Source organism: Mesorhizobium sp. M7A.F.Ca.MR.245.00.0.0, from assembly GCF_003997415.1.
In the GTDB taxonomy this organism is placed as follows: Bacteria; Pseudomonadota; Alphaproteobacteria; order Rhizobiales; family Rhizobiaceae; genus Mesorhizobium.
Genome location: NZ_RZTE01000011.1, coordinates 56116 through 73821, shown reverse-complemented (window position 1 = coordinate 73821; position 17706 = coordinate 56116). Strand labels below are relative to the sequence as shown.

Genomic DNA, 17706 nt, shown 5'->3' with positions numbered 1-17706 from the left:
AGGCCAGCCTAACCTGAATATCAGCATATCCTAAAGGGATGCGTCGGTCAGCGACTTCTCCAGCCCCGACAGGTGAATGCCGCACTCGGTCTTGGCGTGACCGGCCCAGCGGCCGCTGCGCGCGTCCTCGCCCGGCTGCACCGGCTGCGTGCACGGGAAGCAGCCGATCGACAGATAGCCATAGGCGACCAGCGGATTTTCGCGCAGCGCATGCGCGCGCATGTAGTCCGCCTGGTCCGATGTCGTCCAATGCGCCAGCGGATTGATGCGGATGCGCGGACCGACCGCCTCGAACACCGGCAGCGCCGCCCGCGTCGCGGCCTGAAAACGCTTGCGGCCGGTGAGCCAGGCACGAAATGGCGCGACACCGCGCGCCAGCGGCTCCACCTTGCGCACGTCGCAGCAGGCGTCGGTGTTGCTCTGATGCAGATTGCCCGTCGGATCGATCCGTTCGAGTGCTGCTTCCTCGGGTTTGATCACCCTTATGTTGGTCAGCCCGAAATCGGCGGCGAGCGCGTCGCGATAGCCGAGCGTCTCCTCGAAATGCTTGCCGGTGTCGAGGAAAATGACCGGCAGCGTCCGGTCGATCTTGGCGATCATGTGCAGCAGCACAGCCGAATCCGCGCCGAACGACGACACCGCCGCGATCTCGTCGAGGAACAGTTCGCGGGCCGAGCGTTCGATGATCTCGATCGGCTTCAGATGACCATAGAGCGCATCGAGCCCCGCCGCTTTGGCGGCGATACCGTCATCGACGTCTCCAATACGGTCAAGCGGCCTTGGCTTCGCCAGCATAGAGCGCCTCCTTGAACGGCGCGGGACCGACTCGGCGGTAGGCGTCGATGAATTTCTCTTGTGGGTCGAGCCGGAGGCCGAGATAGGTCTCGACGATCTGCTCGATGGCGTCGGTGATCTCTTCCGACGAGAAGCCGCGGCCGATGATCTCGCCGACCGAGGTGTTTTCGTCGGCCGAGCCGCCCAGCGTCACCTGATAGAGCTCAGAGCCCTTCTTCTCGACCCCGAGGATGCCGATATGGCCGACATGGTGATGACCGCAGGCGTTGATGCAGCCGGAGATCTTCAGCTTCAGTTCGCCGATCTCGCGCTGCCGCTCAAGCGAGGCGAAGCGGCGCGAGATTTCCTGCGCGATCGGGATCGAGCGCGCCGTGGCCAGCGCACAGTAGTCGAGGCCCGGGCAAGCGATGATGTCCGATATCAAATTGGAATTGGCCGTCGCCAGGCCGATGCCGACCAGCGCATCATAGACCGCCTTGAGGTCGGCGCGGGCCACATGCGGCAGGATCAGGTTCTGCTCATGGCTGACGCGCAGTTCGTCAAAGCCATATTTCTCGGCGATGTCGGCGATTGCTTCCATCTGGCTGTCCGAGGCGTCGCCGGGCACCTCGCCGATGCCCTTCAGCGAGATCGTCACCGCCGCATAGTCGGGATGGCGGTGCGTCACGACATTCTGGTCGAGCCACTCCGAGAACCCCTTGGAATCGAGCCGCGCCAGCTTGACCGCCTGGTCGCCTTCCGGCCGCCCAGCGAGCACCGGTGGCGCGAAATAGGCCTCGATGGCGCGGATGTCGGCTTCCGGCAGCTTCAGCTCGGCGTCCTTCAACTCCTGCCACTCGGCCTCGACCTGGCGGGTGATCTCCTCGACGCCGGTCTCATGGACGAGGATCTTGATGCGCGCCTTGTACTTGTTGTCGCGGCGGCCATAGAGGTTGTAAACGCGCAGGATCGCCGTGCAGTAGGACAGAAGGTCGGCTTCCGGCAGGAAGTCGCGGATCTTGCGGGCAACCATCGGCGTGCGGCCCTGGCCGCCGCCGATATAGACGGCGAAACCGAGTTCGCCGGCGGCGTTCTTCTTCAGGTGCAGGCCGATGTCGTGGGTCTGAATGGCGGCGCGGTCGCGCTCGGCACCCGTCACCGCGATCTTGAACTTGCGCGGCAGGAACGAGAATTCCGGATGCACCGACGACCACTGGCGCAGGATTTCCGCGTAGGGACGCGGATCGGCGACTTCGTCGGCGGCAGCGCCGGCGAAATGGTCTGCGGTGACGTTGCGGATGCAATTGCCGCTGGTCTGGATGGCATGCATCTCAACGCTAGCGAGATCCGCCAGGATCGCCGGAATGTCCGACAGCGCCGGCCAGTTGAACTGGATGTTCTGGCGGGTGGTGAAATGGCCGTAGCCCTTGTCGTATTTGCGGGCGATGTGACCAAGCATGCGCAACTGCTTGCCGTTCAGCGTGCCGTAAGGCACCGCGATGCGCAGCATGTAGGCATGCAGTTGAAGATAGACGCCGTTCATCAGCCTCAATGGCCGGAACTGGTCCTCGGTGATCTCGCCGGCAAGACGACGCTGCACCTGGTCGCTGAACTCGGCGACGCGGGCCTGGACAAAATCGTGGTCGAACTCATCGTAACGGTACATGCTTGGTCTTTCAGGGCGCGTCCGCCCATGCCTGGTGTCTTGGTTATGCTGCCCGCGCAGCCTGCTTGCCGAGATCGTTGCGAATGGTCGGGCCGGCAGCGCGGATCTTCTCGCGCAGCCGCACCGGTTGGACGACACCGTTGACGACTTCAGCGTCGATCAAATTGACGTCGACCACTTCGTTGGCGGCATAGGCCTTGGCGCCGATCGCCTCGAGCCTATCCTCCGCTGCCTTGTCATCGGCGAGGTCGGCATGGTCCACCGTCTCCGCCCAGCCACCATCGGCGTACCAGACAGCAATGCCGTCGGTGAGGCGGTTGGCGGTCAGTATCTTCATGGCTGAACTCCTTCGGCGATCGAACTGGACGCACCTTCATGCCTGTGTGCCGCCAGCGGCTCGGATCGCTCAAAATTGGCGCCGGCGACCGCATCGCCGATGATGGTCATGACCGGGCCGGAAAGATCGGCGCGCGCTTCCAGCGACGGCAGGTCGGCAAGCGTGCCGTGGAAGCGACGCCGGTTGGCGAGGCTGGCATTCTCGACCACGGCCACCGCAGTGTCCGGCGACAGACCGGCCTCGATCAGCCGTCCGGCAACCTCGGCGGCCACCGAGCGGCCCATATAAACGGCAACGGTGGCGCCGGAAATGGCGAGCTTGGCCCAGTCGGGCAGCGAATTGCCCTTGAGGTCGTGGCCGGTGGTGAACACCATCGACGAGGAGACACCGCGCAAGGTCAGCGGCAGTTCGAAATCGGCGGCGGCAGCAAAGGCCGCGGTGACACCCGGAACCACCTCATAGCCGATTCCGGCATCACGAAGTGCCGCCATCTCTTCGCCGGCCCGGCCGAACACCAGCGGATCGCCTGACTTCAGCCGCACGACACGCTTGCCTTCACGACCAAGCTCGACCAGCAGCGCATTGATCTCAGCCTGGCTCTTGGTGTGGCAGCCCTTACGTTTTCCGACCGGCAGGCGCTCGGCATCGCGGCGCCCCATGGCAACGACCGCCTCGGGCACCAGCGCGTCATGGACGATGACATCGGCTTCCATCAGCAGACGATGGGCCCGCAAGGTCAAAAGATCCTCGGCGCCCGGACCGGCGCCAACCAGCGCGATGTGACCGCAAGCGGGCGTGTCCGACAGCAGAAGATCGACGGCAGCTTCATGCGCCTGCGAAAGCTGGCCGGCTTCGGCCGCGCGCGCAGGAGCGCCAGAGAAGAAATCATTCCAGAAGCGGCGGCGGGCATTGCCTTTCGGCAGCAGCTTCTCGGCAGCCCCGCGAAACGACGCCGCAAGAATTGCCAGCGGCCCGAGCGACGGCGACAGCATGCGGTCGATGCGGCCGCGCAACATCTGGGCAAGCACCGGGCCTGCACCTTCGGTGCCGATGGCGATGGCGACCGGCGCGCGGTTGACCAGCGCCGGGGTGAAGAAATCGCAAAGCTCAGGCCGATCGACGGCATTGACCGGAATGCCTAGGCGGCGCGCATCCGCAGCCACCCGACGGTCGAGTTCCTCGTCGCCGCTGGCGGCAAACACCATGATCGCGCCTTCGAGCTGCGATGCGTCGTAAGCGGCGGCAAAATGGCTCGCGCCGGCCTGGGCGATGAAGGCGAGCAGGTCGGGCTCGGCGTGTTCCGCGATGATCCGCAGGACCGCGCTCGACTGTCCGATCAGCCGCGCCTTGGCCAGTGCCTCTTCGCCGCCGCCAACGATGGCCACGGCTTCGCCCTCGACCCGCATGAACACGGGGAAGGCGCTGAGCTTGGGAGCAGTGTGCGACATGGACGCGAGCGGAATCCTGAATGAGCTTGCAGTTCTACGCGCGGGCGCGAGAAACCAGAAGGAACGCACTCGCGCATCCCTTGTCGGGATGCAATTGCTTTTCTGAAAGCATCCCGGCCAAGAGAAAAATATTTCTCGTTTGCAGATGGAGCGGATTCAAGCTGCTGTCGCAGGCCTTGTTTTCCGGGTCTTTTAGCGCCCGGGGAGAAAAGCCGCAAAACTGTTTTTTCTAAATTCTACCAAATTAGTAGATTAAAGCCGCGAACTCTGGATAGCCAGAATGTCCAACGCCGACGCGGCGGCCGACTGGAACATTAGTGGCTCGGGGCGCGTTCTCAAAAGGCCTGTCATATCGGATCGAAACCCCGGCTGCGGAACGCCACGAAAGGCCACCACGCGGCTGAAAAGGAGCCTGTCATCATGAACACAATCATACTCAAGCACGGTATCTGGGTCATGGTGGCCGATGGCGAGAAGGCGCTTTTCCTCAGGAACGCCGGCGACAACAAATATCCGAATCTCGAGGTGGTGCAGGAAATACAGCAGGACAACCCGCCCACCCGCGAGCAAGGCAGCGACAGCCCGGGCCGGTACAATGATGGTCCCTCCGTACACCGCAGCGCAGTCGAGGATACGGACTGGCACCGCATCGGCAAGGAGCGTTTCGCCGATGAAATCGCCGCCCGGCTCTACAAGCTCGCGCATGACGGCGAATTCAACGAGATCGTGCTCGTCGCACCGCCAGTGGTGCTTGGGACAATGCGCAAAAAGCTGCACAAGGAGGTCGAGGACAAGGTGACCGCCGAAATTCCCAAGACATTGACCAACCATGCCATACCGGAAATCGAGGCCCTGCTGCGGGCAGGCTGATCATTGTCGATCGGCCCTGACGGATCGAGACGAATAGCACCGCACAAATTCCGATCCGGCCGGCAGCTTCTCAGCTGCCGGTCAAATTTTTGCGGCAGCGCCGTCGATTTCACGGATTCGCGGGTTGCATCGCCGACATACCATCCACCATATTGCAAAACAGGCGGCGGCTTTGGGCGGCGCTCATCCAACATCGCTGTTTTTGAAAGGCGCTCCATAGACAATGCCGCATGACACGCCCCTTATCGCCACCATCGTCGCCGGTCTGGGGCTGGCTTTCGTCTTCGGGGCTCTCGCCAACCGCTTCCGTATCCCGCCGCTGGTCGGTTATCTCGTAGCCGGCGTGCTGGTCGGGCCGAACACGCCTGGCTTCGTCGCCGATGCCGGCCTTGCCAACGAACTGGCCGAAATCGGCGTCATCCTCCTGATGTTCGGCGTCGGGTTGCACTTCTCATTGAAGGATCTTCTGTCGGTGCGCGCCATAGCCGTGCCGGGCGCCGTCGTCCAGATCGGCTTTGCCACCGCACTCGGTGCCGGGTTGTCGTGGATGCTCGGCTGGTCGATGGGCGCGGGACTGGTGTTCGGCCTGGCACTATCGGTCGCCTCGACGGTCGTGCTGCTGCGCGCTCTGCAAGAGCGGCGGATGATCGAGACCGAGCGCGGCCGCATCGCTGTCGGCTGGCTGATCGTCGAGGACCTGGCCATGGTGCTGGCGCTGGTGCTGCTGCCGGCGCTGGCCGGCGTGCTCGGCGGCCAGGAGCAGACCGACGCCCATGCAAGCGGGCTGCTGTCGCTGCCGGCCAGCTACGGCATCTGGGGCGTCGTCGGCATCACGCTGGCCAAGGTCGCCGCCTTCGTCGTCGTCATGCTGGTGGTCGGCCGCCGGGTCATCCCCTGGATCCTGCACTATGTCGCCCACACCGGCTCGCGCGAGCTCTTCCGGCTGGCGGTGCTTGCCATAGCGCTCGGCGTCGCCTTTGGCGCGGCCAAACTGTTTGGGGTCTCACTGGCGCTGGGCGCATTCTTCGCCGGCATGATCATGAGCGAATCCGAACTCAGTCACCGTGCCGCCGAAGAATCCTTGCCACTGCGCGATGCCTTTTCCGTGTTGTTCTTCGTCTCGGTCGGCATGCTGTTCGACCCGTTCAGCCTGATCAGCAATGGCTGGCCGATCCTGGCGACGCTGGCCATCATCGTCATCGGCAAATCGCTGGCGGCGTTCGTCATCGTCGTTGCCTTCGGCTATCCCCTGGCCACCGCATTGATGATTTCGGCAAGCCTTGCCCAGATCGGCGAATTCTCCTTCATCCTGGCCGAGCTCGGCGTCGGGCTGAAACTGTTGCCCGAACAAGGTCGCGACCTCATTCTGGCCGGCGCCATCCTGTCGATCGTCCTCAACCCGATGATGTTCCTGGCCATCGACTGGATGAAGCCGTGGCTGGAACGGCGCGCCGCCAGGACGGCACCGCCGGTCGAAGCAAAACCGGTTGGTCCGGCGACGGAGCCGGGCCAGGTGGCCTCTGTCGCGGCAACGGCGAAAAGGGAGGACGGGCCGCCGCCCAAGACGGCACTCACAGGCCATGCCATCCTGATCGGCTACGGCCGTGTCGGTGGCCTGGTCGGCTCGGCGTTGAAAGACGCGGCACTGCCCTTCCTGGTCATCGAGGACGCCGACAAGACGCTGGCGAGGCTGAAAGCGGACAGCATCGAGACCGTCGCCGGCAATGCGGCCAATGCCGAAGTGTTTGCCGCCGCCAACCCCGAAGGCGCCAGCCGGCTGATCCTTGCCATCCCCAATGCCTTCGAAGCCGGTCAGATCGTGCTCCGAGCCCGCGCCGCTAATCCCGGTATCAACGTTATCGCCCGGGCCCATTCGGATGCCGAGGTCGAACATCTCAAGGGTTTGGGCGCCGATACGGTGATCATGGGTGAACGCGAGATTGCGCGCGGGATTGTGGAAGAAGTTCTCGGTTCCAAACCGGAGTTGAGGCGCGAAACCGCCGAGCCATCGGTGGCCTGAGTCCCAAAGCCAAGCTGCATTCTCGCACGCTGGCAACCTGATTGGCTCGACCAGCCTTTCAAGTGAGCATTACGCCACGAATGCAGAGCCGCCATTTTGCGCGATACCACTGAGGTATTTGGCCGGCGGCTTCCCAAGCGCCTTCTTGAACATGGTGATGAAGGCCGTGACCGAACCATAGCCGAGATCGCCCGAGACTTGCTGGACACTCTTGCCGGACGCCAGTTCCCGAATTGCAACGATCAAGTGCAATTGCTGGCGCCAGCGCCCGAAACTCAGCCCTGTCTCCTTTGTCACAAGGCGGGCGAGGCTGCTCTCGCTGAGCGCCATGCGCTTGGCCCAGTCCGCCAGCGTGCTGCGGTCGGCAGGGTCTTGCGCCAACGCCTCGGCGATCCTGTTCAAGCGCGGCTCAGATGAGATCGGCAGGTGCAATTGCTGGACAGGCATGCGTGGCAATTCGGTGAGCAGCATTTTGGTCAAGAGTTCGCCCCTCGCCTCGTCGTCCTGCAGCCGATCGGAAAGCTCGATGATCAATTCGCGCAGCAGTGGCGAGATCGAAAGCGTGCAGCACCGCTCCGGCAGGTCGGCCGCTCCCGGCTCTATGTAGACGAAAAAAATCCGGGCGTTGGCGGTTGCGACATTGCTGTGCTCCATGCCGCCGGGGATCCACACCCCGCAATGCGGCGGCACCATCCATAGACCGCTTGGAACGCGGCATGTGACGCCGCCGCCGAGCGCGAAGACGAGCTGGCCTTTGCGGTGCCGGTGGGCGGGGACTTCCGCTCGGGTGTCGGGGATGTCGACGCGCACGGCAATCGCCAACGCGGAAGGGTCATCCACATCGAGATCAAGCCAGGGGTAGCTGAGGGGCCGTCTCATGATTGACTGCTATTAGCGATGAAACGCCATGATAGCTAAATTCTTTAACCGCGGAAGTCGATAGGCTCCGGTTCGCGCAGGGTTGATCTCGTGATGCTGCGCGCCATCGCCGGTATGGCTCGCTACCTACGTGGGTACTCAGCTTGCCGTGCTTTCCAACGCAAGCTGGCACCGACAAGCCAGCAACAAGGTACGCCATGCTCGCCCTGGTCATCTCTCCCGAAGGCGCGACCGGGTTGAGGCTCGCCGACGTCGCCGAGCCTCAACCGGCCTCGAATGAAGCGCTTGTTTCGGTCCACGCGACTTCGTTGAATCGCGGCGAACTGCGCCTGCTTGCCATACGCCCCAAGGGCTGGATACCCGGCCAGGACATTGCGGGGATTGTCGAACGAAGAGCAGCCGATGGTTCCGGGCCAACCGTCGGCGCCCGGGTTGTCGCGTTGGTCGACGAGGCTGGTTGGACCGAACGCATCGCAGTCCCAACCGACCGTCTCGCCGTCCTGCCGGATGACGTCAGCTTCGTTTCCGCAGCCACGCTTCCTGTCGCCGGTACGACGGCGCTGAGGACTCTACGCCATGGCGGGGACCTCGCCGGCCAGCAGGTCTTGATCACCGGCGCAAGCGGTGCGGTCGGTCGTTTCCAGATCCAGCTCGCCCGCCATCAGGGCGGATTCGTGACCGCTGTCGCCGCCGCCCGGCACGCTGAGGATCTCCGCGGCCTCGGAGCCAGGCAGGTTGTCGAAGCGATCGATCTGGCCGAGGGACCGTTCTCGCTGATCACCGAGTCGGTTGGCGGCCAAAGCCTCGCATGCGCGATCGAACGCGTCGCCCCTGGCGGGACCATCGTCATGTTCGGTTCGAGCAGCGGCGAACTGACGCCTGTCGGGTTCCGCCAGTTCGTTCCGGATCATGAGGGGGCAAAACTTCAGACTTTCGCGTACTACACGTCCGGTCCAGGCATTGGCGAGGACATCGCCTCGCTACTCGCTCTGGTCGCGGCCGGCCGGCTCGAAACACGCGTGGCCTTGACCGTGCCATGGACAGACATCGCCCAAGCGCTGGACGCACTACGACAGCGCAGCTTCAGCGGCAAGGCCGTTCTCACCATAACAGGATGAGCATCCTGTTATGTCACACGTGCTGGCCGCCATTGATGTGAATTTCCGAGCCCGTCACATAGGACGCCTGCTGCGAACACAGGAAGAAGATGATGTCGGCGACTTCGGCCGTGGTGCCAAGGCGCCTGAGAGGGATGGTCTCGACGATCTTGTCAGTGCCCGGCGACAGGATCGCGGTGTCGATCTCGCCGGGCGCAATGGCATTGACGCGGATGCCGTGCGGGCCGAAATCATGTGCCATCTCGCGCGTCAGCGAGCCGAGTGCCGCCTTCGATGTGGCGTAGGCCGTGCCGGCAAAGGGATGCACGCGGGTTCCGGCGATCGAGGTTACGTTGACGATCGAGCCCTTGGCCGCCGCCAGCTCTTTGAACAGGCCGCGCGCCAGCATGATCGGCGCGAAGAAATTGACCTGGAACACGTCGCGCCAGACATGCATCGGCGTGTCGATCGAATCCATGCGGCTGTTGCCGTCCTTGAGCTTCGGCGAAATGCCGGCATTGTTGACCAGCGCATGCAACTGGCCGCCATGCGCTTCCAGCCGGTGGCGGATTTCGGAGACGGCGATGCCGACATCCTCCTGATCGGCGAGATCGACCTTGATGTGGTCTTCCGGCCCGGCCGGCCACGGGCAATCCTCGGCGAAAGCCTGCCTGGAGCAGGTGATGACGCGCCAGCCCTCGCGCGAAAAACGCTTGACGGTGGCGTGGCCAATGCCGCGGCTGGCGCCGGTCAGCACGATGGTCTTTCGGGTGTCGAGCTCAGTCATTTCAAGGTCTCCGACCGGCAGATGTAGCCGAACGCCGCCGAGGTGGCGAGAGGCCGAAATGTCACCATTCGCCTCGATGAGGGAACTGGCGGGCCCGCTCGCCGTTGGTCCGTGAATGCGGAAAGGGCGCGGGGTTCTGAATCAATCAATCGGGACAGAGCCATGACACAGACAGCACCCCTCGACATAGCCACCGCCTTCACCAAGGCGTGGACAAGCCACGACCTCGAAAAGGCAGCATCCTTGGTCGCCGACGACGTCGTCTTTGATGGGCCGATGCAGCAATCGACCGGCAAGAAACCCTATCTCGAGGGCCTGACCAAACTATCACAGGATGTGACCGGTGTGCGCATGATCGCGGCCTTCGGAGACGATCATCAGGCGCTGCTGATGTATGATTTGGTGACAAAGTCGTCCGGCGCGCTTTCCTGCGCCAAGCACCTCACCATCAGCGATGGCAAGATTCACAGCGACAAACTGACCTTTGACAGCAAGAAGTTGGGCAGCGCCAAGCCACGGAATTAGCGGATCGGATCAGCCGCCAAGGAGGTCGAGGATCGAGGTCTGCCGCTTCTTGCGCGGACCGCCGACGTCGCCTGGCGGCACCGGATGTTTGACCGACGCGGTGGCGCCGTCATCCTCCGGCATGGAGGGGCCGTCGGCATCGACAGTTTGGGCGGGACGGGCCGCGCGGACCGGCGCTTGGGCAACCGGCGCTGCTGGCCGCGCCGGTGCCTGCTGACCGACCGACGTCGACGGAACCGGCGCCGTGTTGTTCGCCGAGGGTATCTCGTCGGGGACGATTGTGTCGGCCGGCGTCGATTTCCAGGTGCCGGGCAGCGGCCGCACCGGCACACCCTCGTGGGCCGCAACCATGAACTCGTGCCAGGCCTGCGCCGGCAGTGCGCCGCCGGTGACCTTCTTCATCGCGCTGCCATCATCATTGCCGAACCACACACCCGTGGTGAGGTTGGCGGTGTAGCCGACGAACCAGGCGTCGCGCGAATTTTGACTGGTGCCGGTCTTGCCGGCCGATGGCCAGGCGAAAGCCGCTTTCCGGGCAGTGCCGATCTCAACCGTGCCCGTCATCATCGAGTTCATCATGCCGACGATCTCAGGCTTGACGACGCGCGGCGCGCTGCCGCCGCCGCTGTCGTAAAGCACTTTGCCCTCGGTGGTCGTCACGCGCCGGATGAAATGGATGTCCGGCTTGTAGCCGCCATTGGCAAAGGGGACATAGGCCGAGGTCAGCTCCAGCGGCGTCACTTCCGAAGTGCCGAGCGCGATCGAGGTGTTGGCTATCAGGTCGGACTGGATGCCCATGCGGTGCGCCGCCTCGACAACCGCGTTCGGCCCGACCTCCATGGTCAGTTGCGCCGCCACCGAGTTCAGCGACTTGGCCAGCGCGGTGGCCAGCGTCACCTTGCCGAAATACTTGCCGCCGTAATTGTCGGGTGTCCAATTGCCGATCTTGATCGGCGCATCGTTGCGGATGCTGTCGGGCGTGCGACCGGCTTCGAGCGCGGCCATATAGACGAACGGCTTGAACGCCGAGCCCGGCTGGCGACGTGCCTCCGAAGCACGGTCGAACTGGCTCGTCGAATAGTCGTAGCCGCCGACCATGGCACGTACCGCACCGGAATCGTCGATCGACACCAGCGCGCCCTGTGTGACGTTGAGCTTTTTGCCGCTCTCGTCGATCAGTCTGCGGATCGACTGTTCGGCGAGCTTTTGCAGGTTGAGGTCGACGGTGCTGTCGATGACGATGTCGCCGCGCACATCGCCGATCAGGTCGGGCAATTCCTCCATGATGGTGTCGGCGACGTAATTCTCCGAGCCGGTCCAGTAGGACGGCGCACGCGTTGCCGGCGCGCTCATTGCCGAGGTCATTTCCTTGGCGCTGATCTTTCCCTCGTCACGCATGGCGGCAAGCACCAGTTGCGAGCGTTCCTCGGCGGCCTTCGGATCGCGTGCCGGGGACAGCCGCGACGGCGCCTTCAAAAGGCCGGCAAGCAATGCGGCTTCCGACAGGGTGACGTCGCGCGCGCTCTTGCCGAAATAGCGGCGCGAGGCGGCCTCGACGCCATAGGCGCCGGAACCGAAATACACCCGATTCAGGTACATTTCGAGGATCTGGTCCTTGGTGTGCTTGTGCTCCAGCCACAGCGCCAGCAGCACTTCCTGCACCTTGCGTTCCAGCGTGCGGTCGGGTGTCAGGAACAGGTTCTTCGCCAATTGCTGGGTCAGCGTCGAACCGCCCTGCGAGAAACGCCCGCCCAGCACATTGGTGACCATGGCGCGGGACAGCCCGATCGGGTCGATGCCGAAATGCGAGTAGAAGCGCCGGTCCTCGATGGCGATGACGGCTTCCGGGATATAGGGCGACATTTCATGCAGGCCGACGGCCTCGCCGCCGCTCATGCCGCGATTGGCGAGCAATTGGCCATCTGCCGAGACGATCTTGATGTTGGGCGCGCGGTCGGGAATCGACCAGGTCGTCGCCGCCGGCATCTTGGCGCCATAGTAGACGACGATGCCGGCCACCGCGATGCCGCCCCAGATGGCGAACACGAAGCACCAGTAGAACAGCCGGCCGAGCACACCGAACAGGCCGCGCCGGCTTCTGCCGCGCTTGGCCCGCGACGATTTCCCTTTGGCCGGCTTGCGTTTTGCGGAGGCTTTGCGATTGCTCGGCACGACGCGATCCTCCTCGTTCACCGAAAGACCCGCCGAGGACCGCGCCTGCGGCGGCCCCTCGAAACTGGGTTCGATGCGACTGTCTCTGCGGTTCGCCATGCGCTGTGCTTGATATCCCCGATGCCTATGGCGTTCGGGTTGAAGAGTAGATGCGGCGGTTTAAAGGCGGGTTAAGTCGTGTTCGAATGCCGGCCCTGGCGTTGGTCAACGATGTTGATGCGAAAAAGCCGCTACGCCTTGATATCTCGCTAGAGACCCGCCGCCTTCGCCAGATAGGGCGCCAGCGCCAGCGCATAGGTGGCCGTCATATGGTGATGGTCGCGCCAGACGATGATGTTGCCGACCACGGCCGAACAGCTGTCCTTGCCACATAAGGCATCGTTCATGTCAACGACACGGACCCCTGGCAATGCCCCTGCGGCGAGGGCGAAGACATCGCTCGTCTCCACCTCCTGTCGCGCGTTGACGCATTTGTCGGGATCGGCGGCCAGGCAATCACCGGGATCGAACTTGACGAAAGGCGTGTTACGAATGGCGATAATGCGCACGCCGGCACTGTTCAAGTCGCTCCAGATGCTGCGCAAACCGTCGATCATTGCCGGCTCCGGTGTGTCGGAATAGCGAGACTGGCTGGTGAACATCAGGTCTGGCCGCAATTTCCTGATCTCGGCGAGAACGTTGTCGCGCCATGTTGCGCAGGCCTCATACGGCTTACCGTCATCCGTCACAGCGGCAAGGGTGAAAGGGCATGCAGCCTTGGTGAAGGTGACCAATTTCCACTTGCGGTCCCTGGCAATCTTGTCGATGGCAGGGATCCATTGTGCTGCGTGTGAATCGCCTGCGACGACAATGGTCCTGGTTCCCTGGGGATCGCCGAGCTGGCAGCCCACAGCTTGCGTGCTGTCCTGCTCCTGATGGCATTTCAGTCGATAGACGATCGGTACGTCACGCCTGAGTTTGCCGAGGGATGGCAGCAGTTCCACGTCGCGCGGAACCGAAGCGTTGGCAAGCAGCGCTGCCGGCCCTGGATAATTCGGTGTCCCGATCAGGCTGATATCGACGTCTTGCCTGTCGAGCGCATAGCCGAGCCCACCCGACACCATCACGCAGACGGCAACGGCGGCAGTGGCATAGGCCAGAGGTTTCCGTTCCGTATCCGACCGCGGCTGCCGGTAGCGCTGTTCGACATATCGGTAGGACAGATCCGAGATTGCCAGCGTCAAGGCGATCAGCACGAGACCTGCAAGGAGCCCGGCCGCGGGGCGATGCGCCGAATAGAAAACAACCAGCGGCCAATGCCAGAGGTAGATCGAATACGACCGGTCGCCGTCGCCGACATAGCAAAGGATGCTGGCGTCAAGCCCGCGAAACCGGCCTAGTTTGATGCCGCCGGCGGCAATGATGAGCACCGTCCCCAGGGTCGGCAGCAACGCAAGAGCGCCAGGAAATGACGTCGAGGCGGAAAAGAAAAGCGCTGAAAACCCGATGGCGCCAATACCGGTCATCGCCATTGCGGCGCGCAATGGCAGCCCTGCCCTGAACCGATGGACCGTCAGCGCCAGCAGGCCACCAAGCGCCAGCTCCCACAGACGGGTATGGGTTACGAAATAAGCGGCGGCCGGATCGCTCCGGGTGATGACAACCGAGGCGATCAGCGATCCGGCAAAAACCGCGGTCAGCCCCACGAGGAATACGTCTTTCGCTGGCCGCCCGAGACGGCGCGCCAGCCAAAGGCCTGCCACCATCAGCAATGGCCAGACGATATAGAACTGCTCCTCGATGGATAGAGACCAGTAATGTTGTACCGGGCTCGCCGCCTCCTCGGCGCCGAGATAGTCGACCGCCTGCCAGGCAAGCCGCCAGTTCTGCACATAGAGCGCACTGGCAGCGACCTGGATTGCCGTCTCTTCCCAACGTGTTATGGACAGGAAGACCAGCGTTCCTGCGAGCGTGGCAAGAAGGGCCAGGATCGCAGTCGGCAGCAGTCGCCGCACTCGCCGCGAATAAAAGGCCATCAGCGAGATGCGGCCGTCGCGCAGCGCCATGCGGGCAAGCAGACCGGTGATGAGATAGCCCGAGATGACGAAGAACACATCGACTCCGACATACCCGCCAGGAAGAACCGCGGGCCAGATGTGGAAAACCACCACCAGGGCAACGGCAATGCCACGCAGCCCCTGGATTTCAGGCCGCAATGCAACAGGCCCCTCAGCGTCTTCTGTCAACACCACCCGCCTCAGACCTGATTTCAGATGGGCTCGAACTTCACATCCGGCTGGTCAGGACCGCCGGCTTGCCGCAACAGCGCGAGAATGTGTTCGCCCCTGTCAACCTGCTGTCGTCTCCAGTTGGAGGCGTTCGTCACATGCAGCCAGCCATCGACCACCATGAAAAAATCCTCGGATGGGTCATGTCCCGCGCCGAAGCGAAGCGATTTGTTTTCAGCGAACCGAACCATCGCCGGGTCCATCGACCTGTAGAGCACCGGCCAGTTGCCGCCGCCGGAATCCATATGAAACTTGTAGCTCGGGGCGAAATCCAGCCGCCGCCGCAACAGGCTTCCATCGAAAAAACAGAAGCCGGGCCACAAGAACCAGCCGCCTGGTGTCGGCGTATCGCGCCGCACGCTGCCGTAGAGGCTCTTGCCCTCCATCCGGTCGCGGATCGAAAATGGCTCAGTCGGAAAGATGTCATGATCGATGAAGCCGAAAAGCTTCGGCCCCAACCCAGGCAAGAAATTCCGCACGATCCAGTTGAGCGCTTGACCGTGCGATCTGCTGACGACCAGCCTGTTCTTCGGCAAGGCGACATAGGGGACATGCTGGCGACGGCAGAGATCGCGGATCGCTTCCCTTGCATCGTCCTTGTTGCTGTTGTCGAAAACGATGTAGCTTTCGTGCTCGGCCAGGTATCTGCGTACCAGGTGGATTTGCCATTCGATCATTTCGGGCCGGTTGAAGGCTACGGTGGCTATGATCGTATCGCGGAAAGCCTGCTCTCGCCCCTGCAATTCGCTGACCGGCGCGGATGTCCTCAGGAAGCGAAACACCCGCCAATGATAGCGCAGCAGCGCCTCGCGTCTTGGCGGCCTGTTCAGCCTCTCCCATTCCGCAACGGTAATTCTGGGCTGATCGACGTCTTCCGGAGCGTCAGAAGCCACCATGTCGTGCTCCTGCATGTGCCGTTCGACGGCTCAGTTCTGCTGGATCGAAATGCCCTTGTCGTCGATCTTGAGCTCGACGCCCTTGGGTTTGGTCTGCTCGCGATAGACGTAGATGCCGAGCGCAATGACCACGACGACGAGCGCGCCAATGACAAGATAGAGCGTATTCTGTTTCATGGCGCGCTCTTTGCGTTGTCGAGCCTCAGGCTCGTTTCAGGACCTTGACCAGCACCAGCAGGATGATGGCGCCGATGGTGGCATGGATGATCGCGGCGAGAGTGCCGCCGCCGATGGAAAATCCGATCCTCGGAAACAGCCAGCCGGCGATGAACGCGCCGACGATGCCGACGATGATGTTGCCGATAAGGCCGAAGCCGAAACCGGAAACGATAAGACCGGCGAGCCAGCCGGCGATGGCACCGATGATGATGAAGACGAGCAGGCTTTCGACACCCATAGAGAGTTCCTCCGAGCAAGAGGGCGACGGCGGAACGGAAAGCTCCGAATCGGCCTCGATATCAACGGCTTCAGGCTATTCGAAAGCGGCCAGCCTCACCAGCGGCGCACTCATTGATCGTCATCGTCGCTTGCGGCAGGGCGCCAGCTGGTCGGCTCGACCTTCTTTTGCGTGTGACTGTCGATATAGACCCACCAGCCATCGTCGCGATATTGCGCGATGGATTCGTTGATCACGCCGTCGCTGTCCTTCCAGGTCACGGAGACCTTGGAGCCGTCTGTCGGTGCGGTCGCAATCGGCTTTCTGTCCGCCATGTCATCATCCCCCAATTACGCCGACAAACTGAGCCGACAGAACGCGGCGGCCTGCATCCGGTTCCAAACGCTCACCGGCAGAGCAACTCGCCGGGACGACCGTCAGCTATGGGCGAAGATATCCTCTTCGTCCCAGCCCATCAGGTCAAGCTTGGCACGCGTCGGCAGGAAGCGGAAGCAGGCATCGGCCTCCTTGGCCCGCCCATCGCGCGCCAGGCGTCCGGCGAGCACATCGCGCAAACGGTGCAGATAGAGCACGTCGGAAGCGGCATATTCGAGCTGTTCGGGCGACAGCGTCTCGGCCGCCCAGTCCGACGATTGCTGCGCCTTGGAGAGGCCAACGCCAAGAAGCTCGAAGCAGATGTCCTTCAGCCCGTGGCGGTCGGTGTAGGTGCGGGTCAGCCGCGAGGCGATTTTGGTGCAGAACACCGGCTCCGGCATCACGCCGAACGCATTGTAGAGCACGGCAAGATCGAAGCGTCCGTAGTGGAACAGCTTGGTTACACCACGGTTCCGCAGCAGGCTGACGAGGTTCGGCGCCTTCTTCTGGCCAGCCGCGATCTGGATGACGTCGGCCGTGCCGTCGCCGGGCGAAATCTGCACCACGCACAGCCGGTCACGATGCGGATTGAGCCCGAGCGTCTCGGTGTCGATGGCCACTGCCCCGACATTGTAGTGCGAGAGGTCGGGCAGGTCGTTTTTATGGAAACGGATATCGGCCATTGTCTTCTCCGGTCGAGCCCTACAGTGTCCCCTGACCCGCAAGGGACGCTGCAGCGCTTTGTCTTGTGGCCCGTCCTCGCCGCGATCCGCTGAAAAATCAACAGGAAAACAGGAGTTCCGCCGCTCAGCGCGTCAAGGCATCGAGAATCCGCGCCCAGGAGCGCTGGCCCTTGTGGAACGAGCTGAGCTCGTATTTCTCGTTGGGCGAGTGGATGCGGTCGTCGTCGAGGCCGAACCCGACCAGCAGCGATTCCATACCGAGATAGGTCTGGAAATCGCCGACAACCGGAATGGAGCCGCCGCTGCCCGTCGTCACCGCCGGCTTCGGCCATTCGTCGGACAGCGCATTCTTGGCCTTGGCCAGGAAGGGCGAGTCGTAGGAAAGCTGGATTGCCGGCGAGCCGCCATGGGGGTGGAGTTCGACCGAACAGTCGGCCGGAATTCGCTCCTTGACGAATTTCTGGAACGCAGCGC

Annotated in this window: 17 protein-coding genes and 1 pseudogene; 4 read left to right on the top strand and 14 right to left on the bottom strand. The window is 63.1% G+C overall.

All coding sequences use genetic code 11. The features are described from left to right. Nucleotides 1–30 precede the first annotated feature (30 nt). Genes EOB80_RS14280 through cysG form a run of 4 tightly spaced genes read right to left on the bottom strand, consistent with a single transcriptional unit; the run spans nucleotide 31 to nucleotide 4225 of the window. Complete coding sequence (locus EOB80_RS14280) at nucleotides 31–795, bottom strand: phosphoadenylyl-sulfate reductase (protein WP_127272509.1); 765 nt, start codon at nucleotides 793–795, stop codon at nucleotides 31–33. After that, on the bottom strand, nucleotides 770–2440 hold the full coding sequence (locus EOB80_RS14275; RefSeq protein WP_127272508.1) for a nitrite/sulfite reductase: 1671 nt from the start codon (nucleotides 2438–2440) through the stop codon (nucleotides 770–772). The genes EOB80_RS14280 and EOB80_RS14275 overlap by 26 nt, the downstream gene beginning before the upstream one ends. Before the next feature lie 43 nt (nucleotides 2441–2483). Beyond that, nucleotides 2484–2777, bottom strand: a complete 294-nt coding sequence (locus tag EOB80_RS14270; RefSeq protein WP_127272018.1) for a DUF2849 domain-containing protein — start codon at nucleotides 2775–2777, stop codon at nucleotides 2484–2486. Next, nucleotides 2774–4225, bottom strand: a complete 1452-nt coding sequence (gene cysG, locus EOB80_RS14265; protein WP_127328268.1) for a siroheme synthase CysG — start codon at nucleotides 4223–4225, stop codon at nucleotides 2774–2776. Before cysG ends, EOB80_RS14270 begins: the two co-directional genes overlap by 4 nt. Nucleotides 4226–4645: 420 nt before the next feature. Between cysG and EOB80_RS14260 the strand changes: the two genes are divergently transcribed. Together EOB80_RS14260 and ybaL are read left to right on the top strand one after the other, a co-directional pair. Further along, nucleotides 4646–5095, top strand: a complete 450-nt coding sequence (locus EOB80_RS14260; RefSeq protein ID WP_127271043.1) for a host attachment family protein — start codon at nucleotides 4646–4648, stop codon at nucleotides 5093–5095. Nucleotides 5096–5318: 223 nt separating this feature from the next. Further along, entirely contained in the window at nucleotides 5319–7115 is a 1797-nt protein-coding gene (gene ybaL / locus EOB80_RS14255; protein WP_127328266.1) for a YbaL family putative K(+) efflux transporter, read from the top strand. 69 nt (nucleotides 7116–7184) lie between these two features. Here the strand turns inward: ybaL and EOB80_RS14250 are convergent, their stop codons facing one another. Beyond that, nucleotides 7185–7994, bottom strand: a complete 810-nt coding sequence (locus EOB80_RS14250; RefSeq protein ID WP_127271895.1) for a helix-turn-helix transcriptional regulator — start codon at nucleotides 7992–7994, stop codon at nucleotides 7185–7187. A gap of 197 nt (nucleotides 7995–8191) precedes the next feature. Between EOB80_RS14250 and EOB80_RS14245 the strand changes: the two genes are divergently transcribed. Further along, nucleotides 8192–9112 carry a zinc-binding dehydrogenase gene (locus EOB80_RS14245; RefSeq protein ID WP_127328264.1) on the top strand — a complete coding sequence of 307 codons (921 nt, stop codon included), beginning with the start codon at nucleotides 8192–8194 and terminating at the stop codon, nucleotides 9110–9112. Nucleotides 9113–9125: 13 nt separating this feature from the next. On the opposite strand, the gene EOB80_RS14240 is transcribed toward EOB80_RS14245, so the two are convergent. Further along, a complete protein-coding gene (locus EOB80_RS14240; protein WP_023812510.1) occupies nucleotides 9126–9878 on the bottom strand; it encodes an SDR family oxidoreductase in 753 nt (250 codons plus the stop codon). 162 nt (nucleotides 9879–10040) lie between these two features. Here EOB80_RS14240 and EOB80_RS14235 point away from each other — a divergent pair, with 162 nt between their 5' ends. Further along, nucleotides 10041–10403 (top strand): nuclear transport factor 2 family protein, encoded by a 363-nt coding sequence (locus EOB80_RS14235; RefSeq protein WP_127328262.1) that lies wholly within the window; start codon nucleotides 10041–10043, stop codon nucleotides 10401–10403. 9 nt (nucleotides 10404–10412) lie between these two features. Here the strand turns inward: EOB80_RS14235 and EOB80_RS14230 are convergent, their stop codons facing one another. The 8 genes and pseudogenes from EOB80_RS14230 to EOB80_RS35280 all read right to left on the bottom strand — a co-directional run. Next, entirely contained in the window at nucleotides 10413–12674 is a 2262-nt protein-coding gene (locus EOB80_RS14230; RefSeq protein ID WP_127328260.1) for a transglycosylase domain-containing protein, read from the bottom strand. A gap of 149 nt (nucleotides 12675–12823) precedes the next feature. Beyond that, nucleotides 12824–14800 (bottom strand): acyltransferase family protein, encoded by a 1977-nt coding sequence (locus tag EOB80_RS14225; RefSeq protein WP_164762612.1) that lies wholly within the window; start codon nucleotides 14798–14800, stop codon nucleotides 12824–12826. 23 nt (nucleotides 14801–14823) lie between these two features. Beyond that, a complete protein-coding gene (locus EOB80_RS14220; protein ID WP_127328256.1) occupies nucleotides 14824–15738 on the bottom strand; it encodes a hypothetical protein in 915 nt (304 codons plus the stop codon). 30 nt (nucleotides 15739–15768) lie between these two features. Continuing rightward, nucleotides 15769–15915 carry a hypothetical protein gene (locus tag EOB80_RS14215; RefSeq protein WP_013529552.1) on the bottom strand — a complete coding sequence of 49 codons (147 nt, stop codon included), beginning with the start codon at nucleotides 15913–15915 and terminating at the stop codon, nucleotides 15769–15771. A 25-nt stretch (nucleotides 15916–15940) separates the two neighbouring features. After that, nucleotides 15941–16195, bottom strand: a complete 255-nt coding sequence (locus tag EOB80_RS14210) for a GlsB/YeaQ/YmgE family stress response membrane protein (RefSeq protein ID WP_013529551.1) — start codon at nucleotides 16193–16195, stop codon at nucleotides 15941–15943. 110 nt (nucleotides 16196–16305) lie between these two features. Continuing rightward, complete coding sequence (locus tag EOB80_RS14205; RefSeq protein WP_013529550.1) at nucleotides 16306–16509, bottom strand: hypothetical protein; 204 nt, start codon at nucleotides 16507–16509, stop codon at nucleotides 16306–16308. 102 nt (nucleotides 16510–16611) lie between these two features. After that, a complete protein-coding gene (locus EOB80_RS14200) occupies nucleotides 16612–17232 on the bottom strand; it encodes a ribonuclease D (protein WP_127328254.1) in 621 nt (206 codons plus the stop codon). A gap of 124 nt (nucleotides 17233–17356) precedes the next feature. After that, a pseudogene (locus EOB80_RS35280) lies at nucleotides 17357–17706 on the bottom strand (M20/M25/M40 family metallo-hydrolase); the annotation flags it as partial.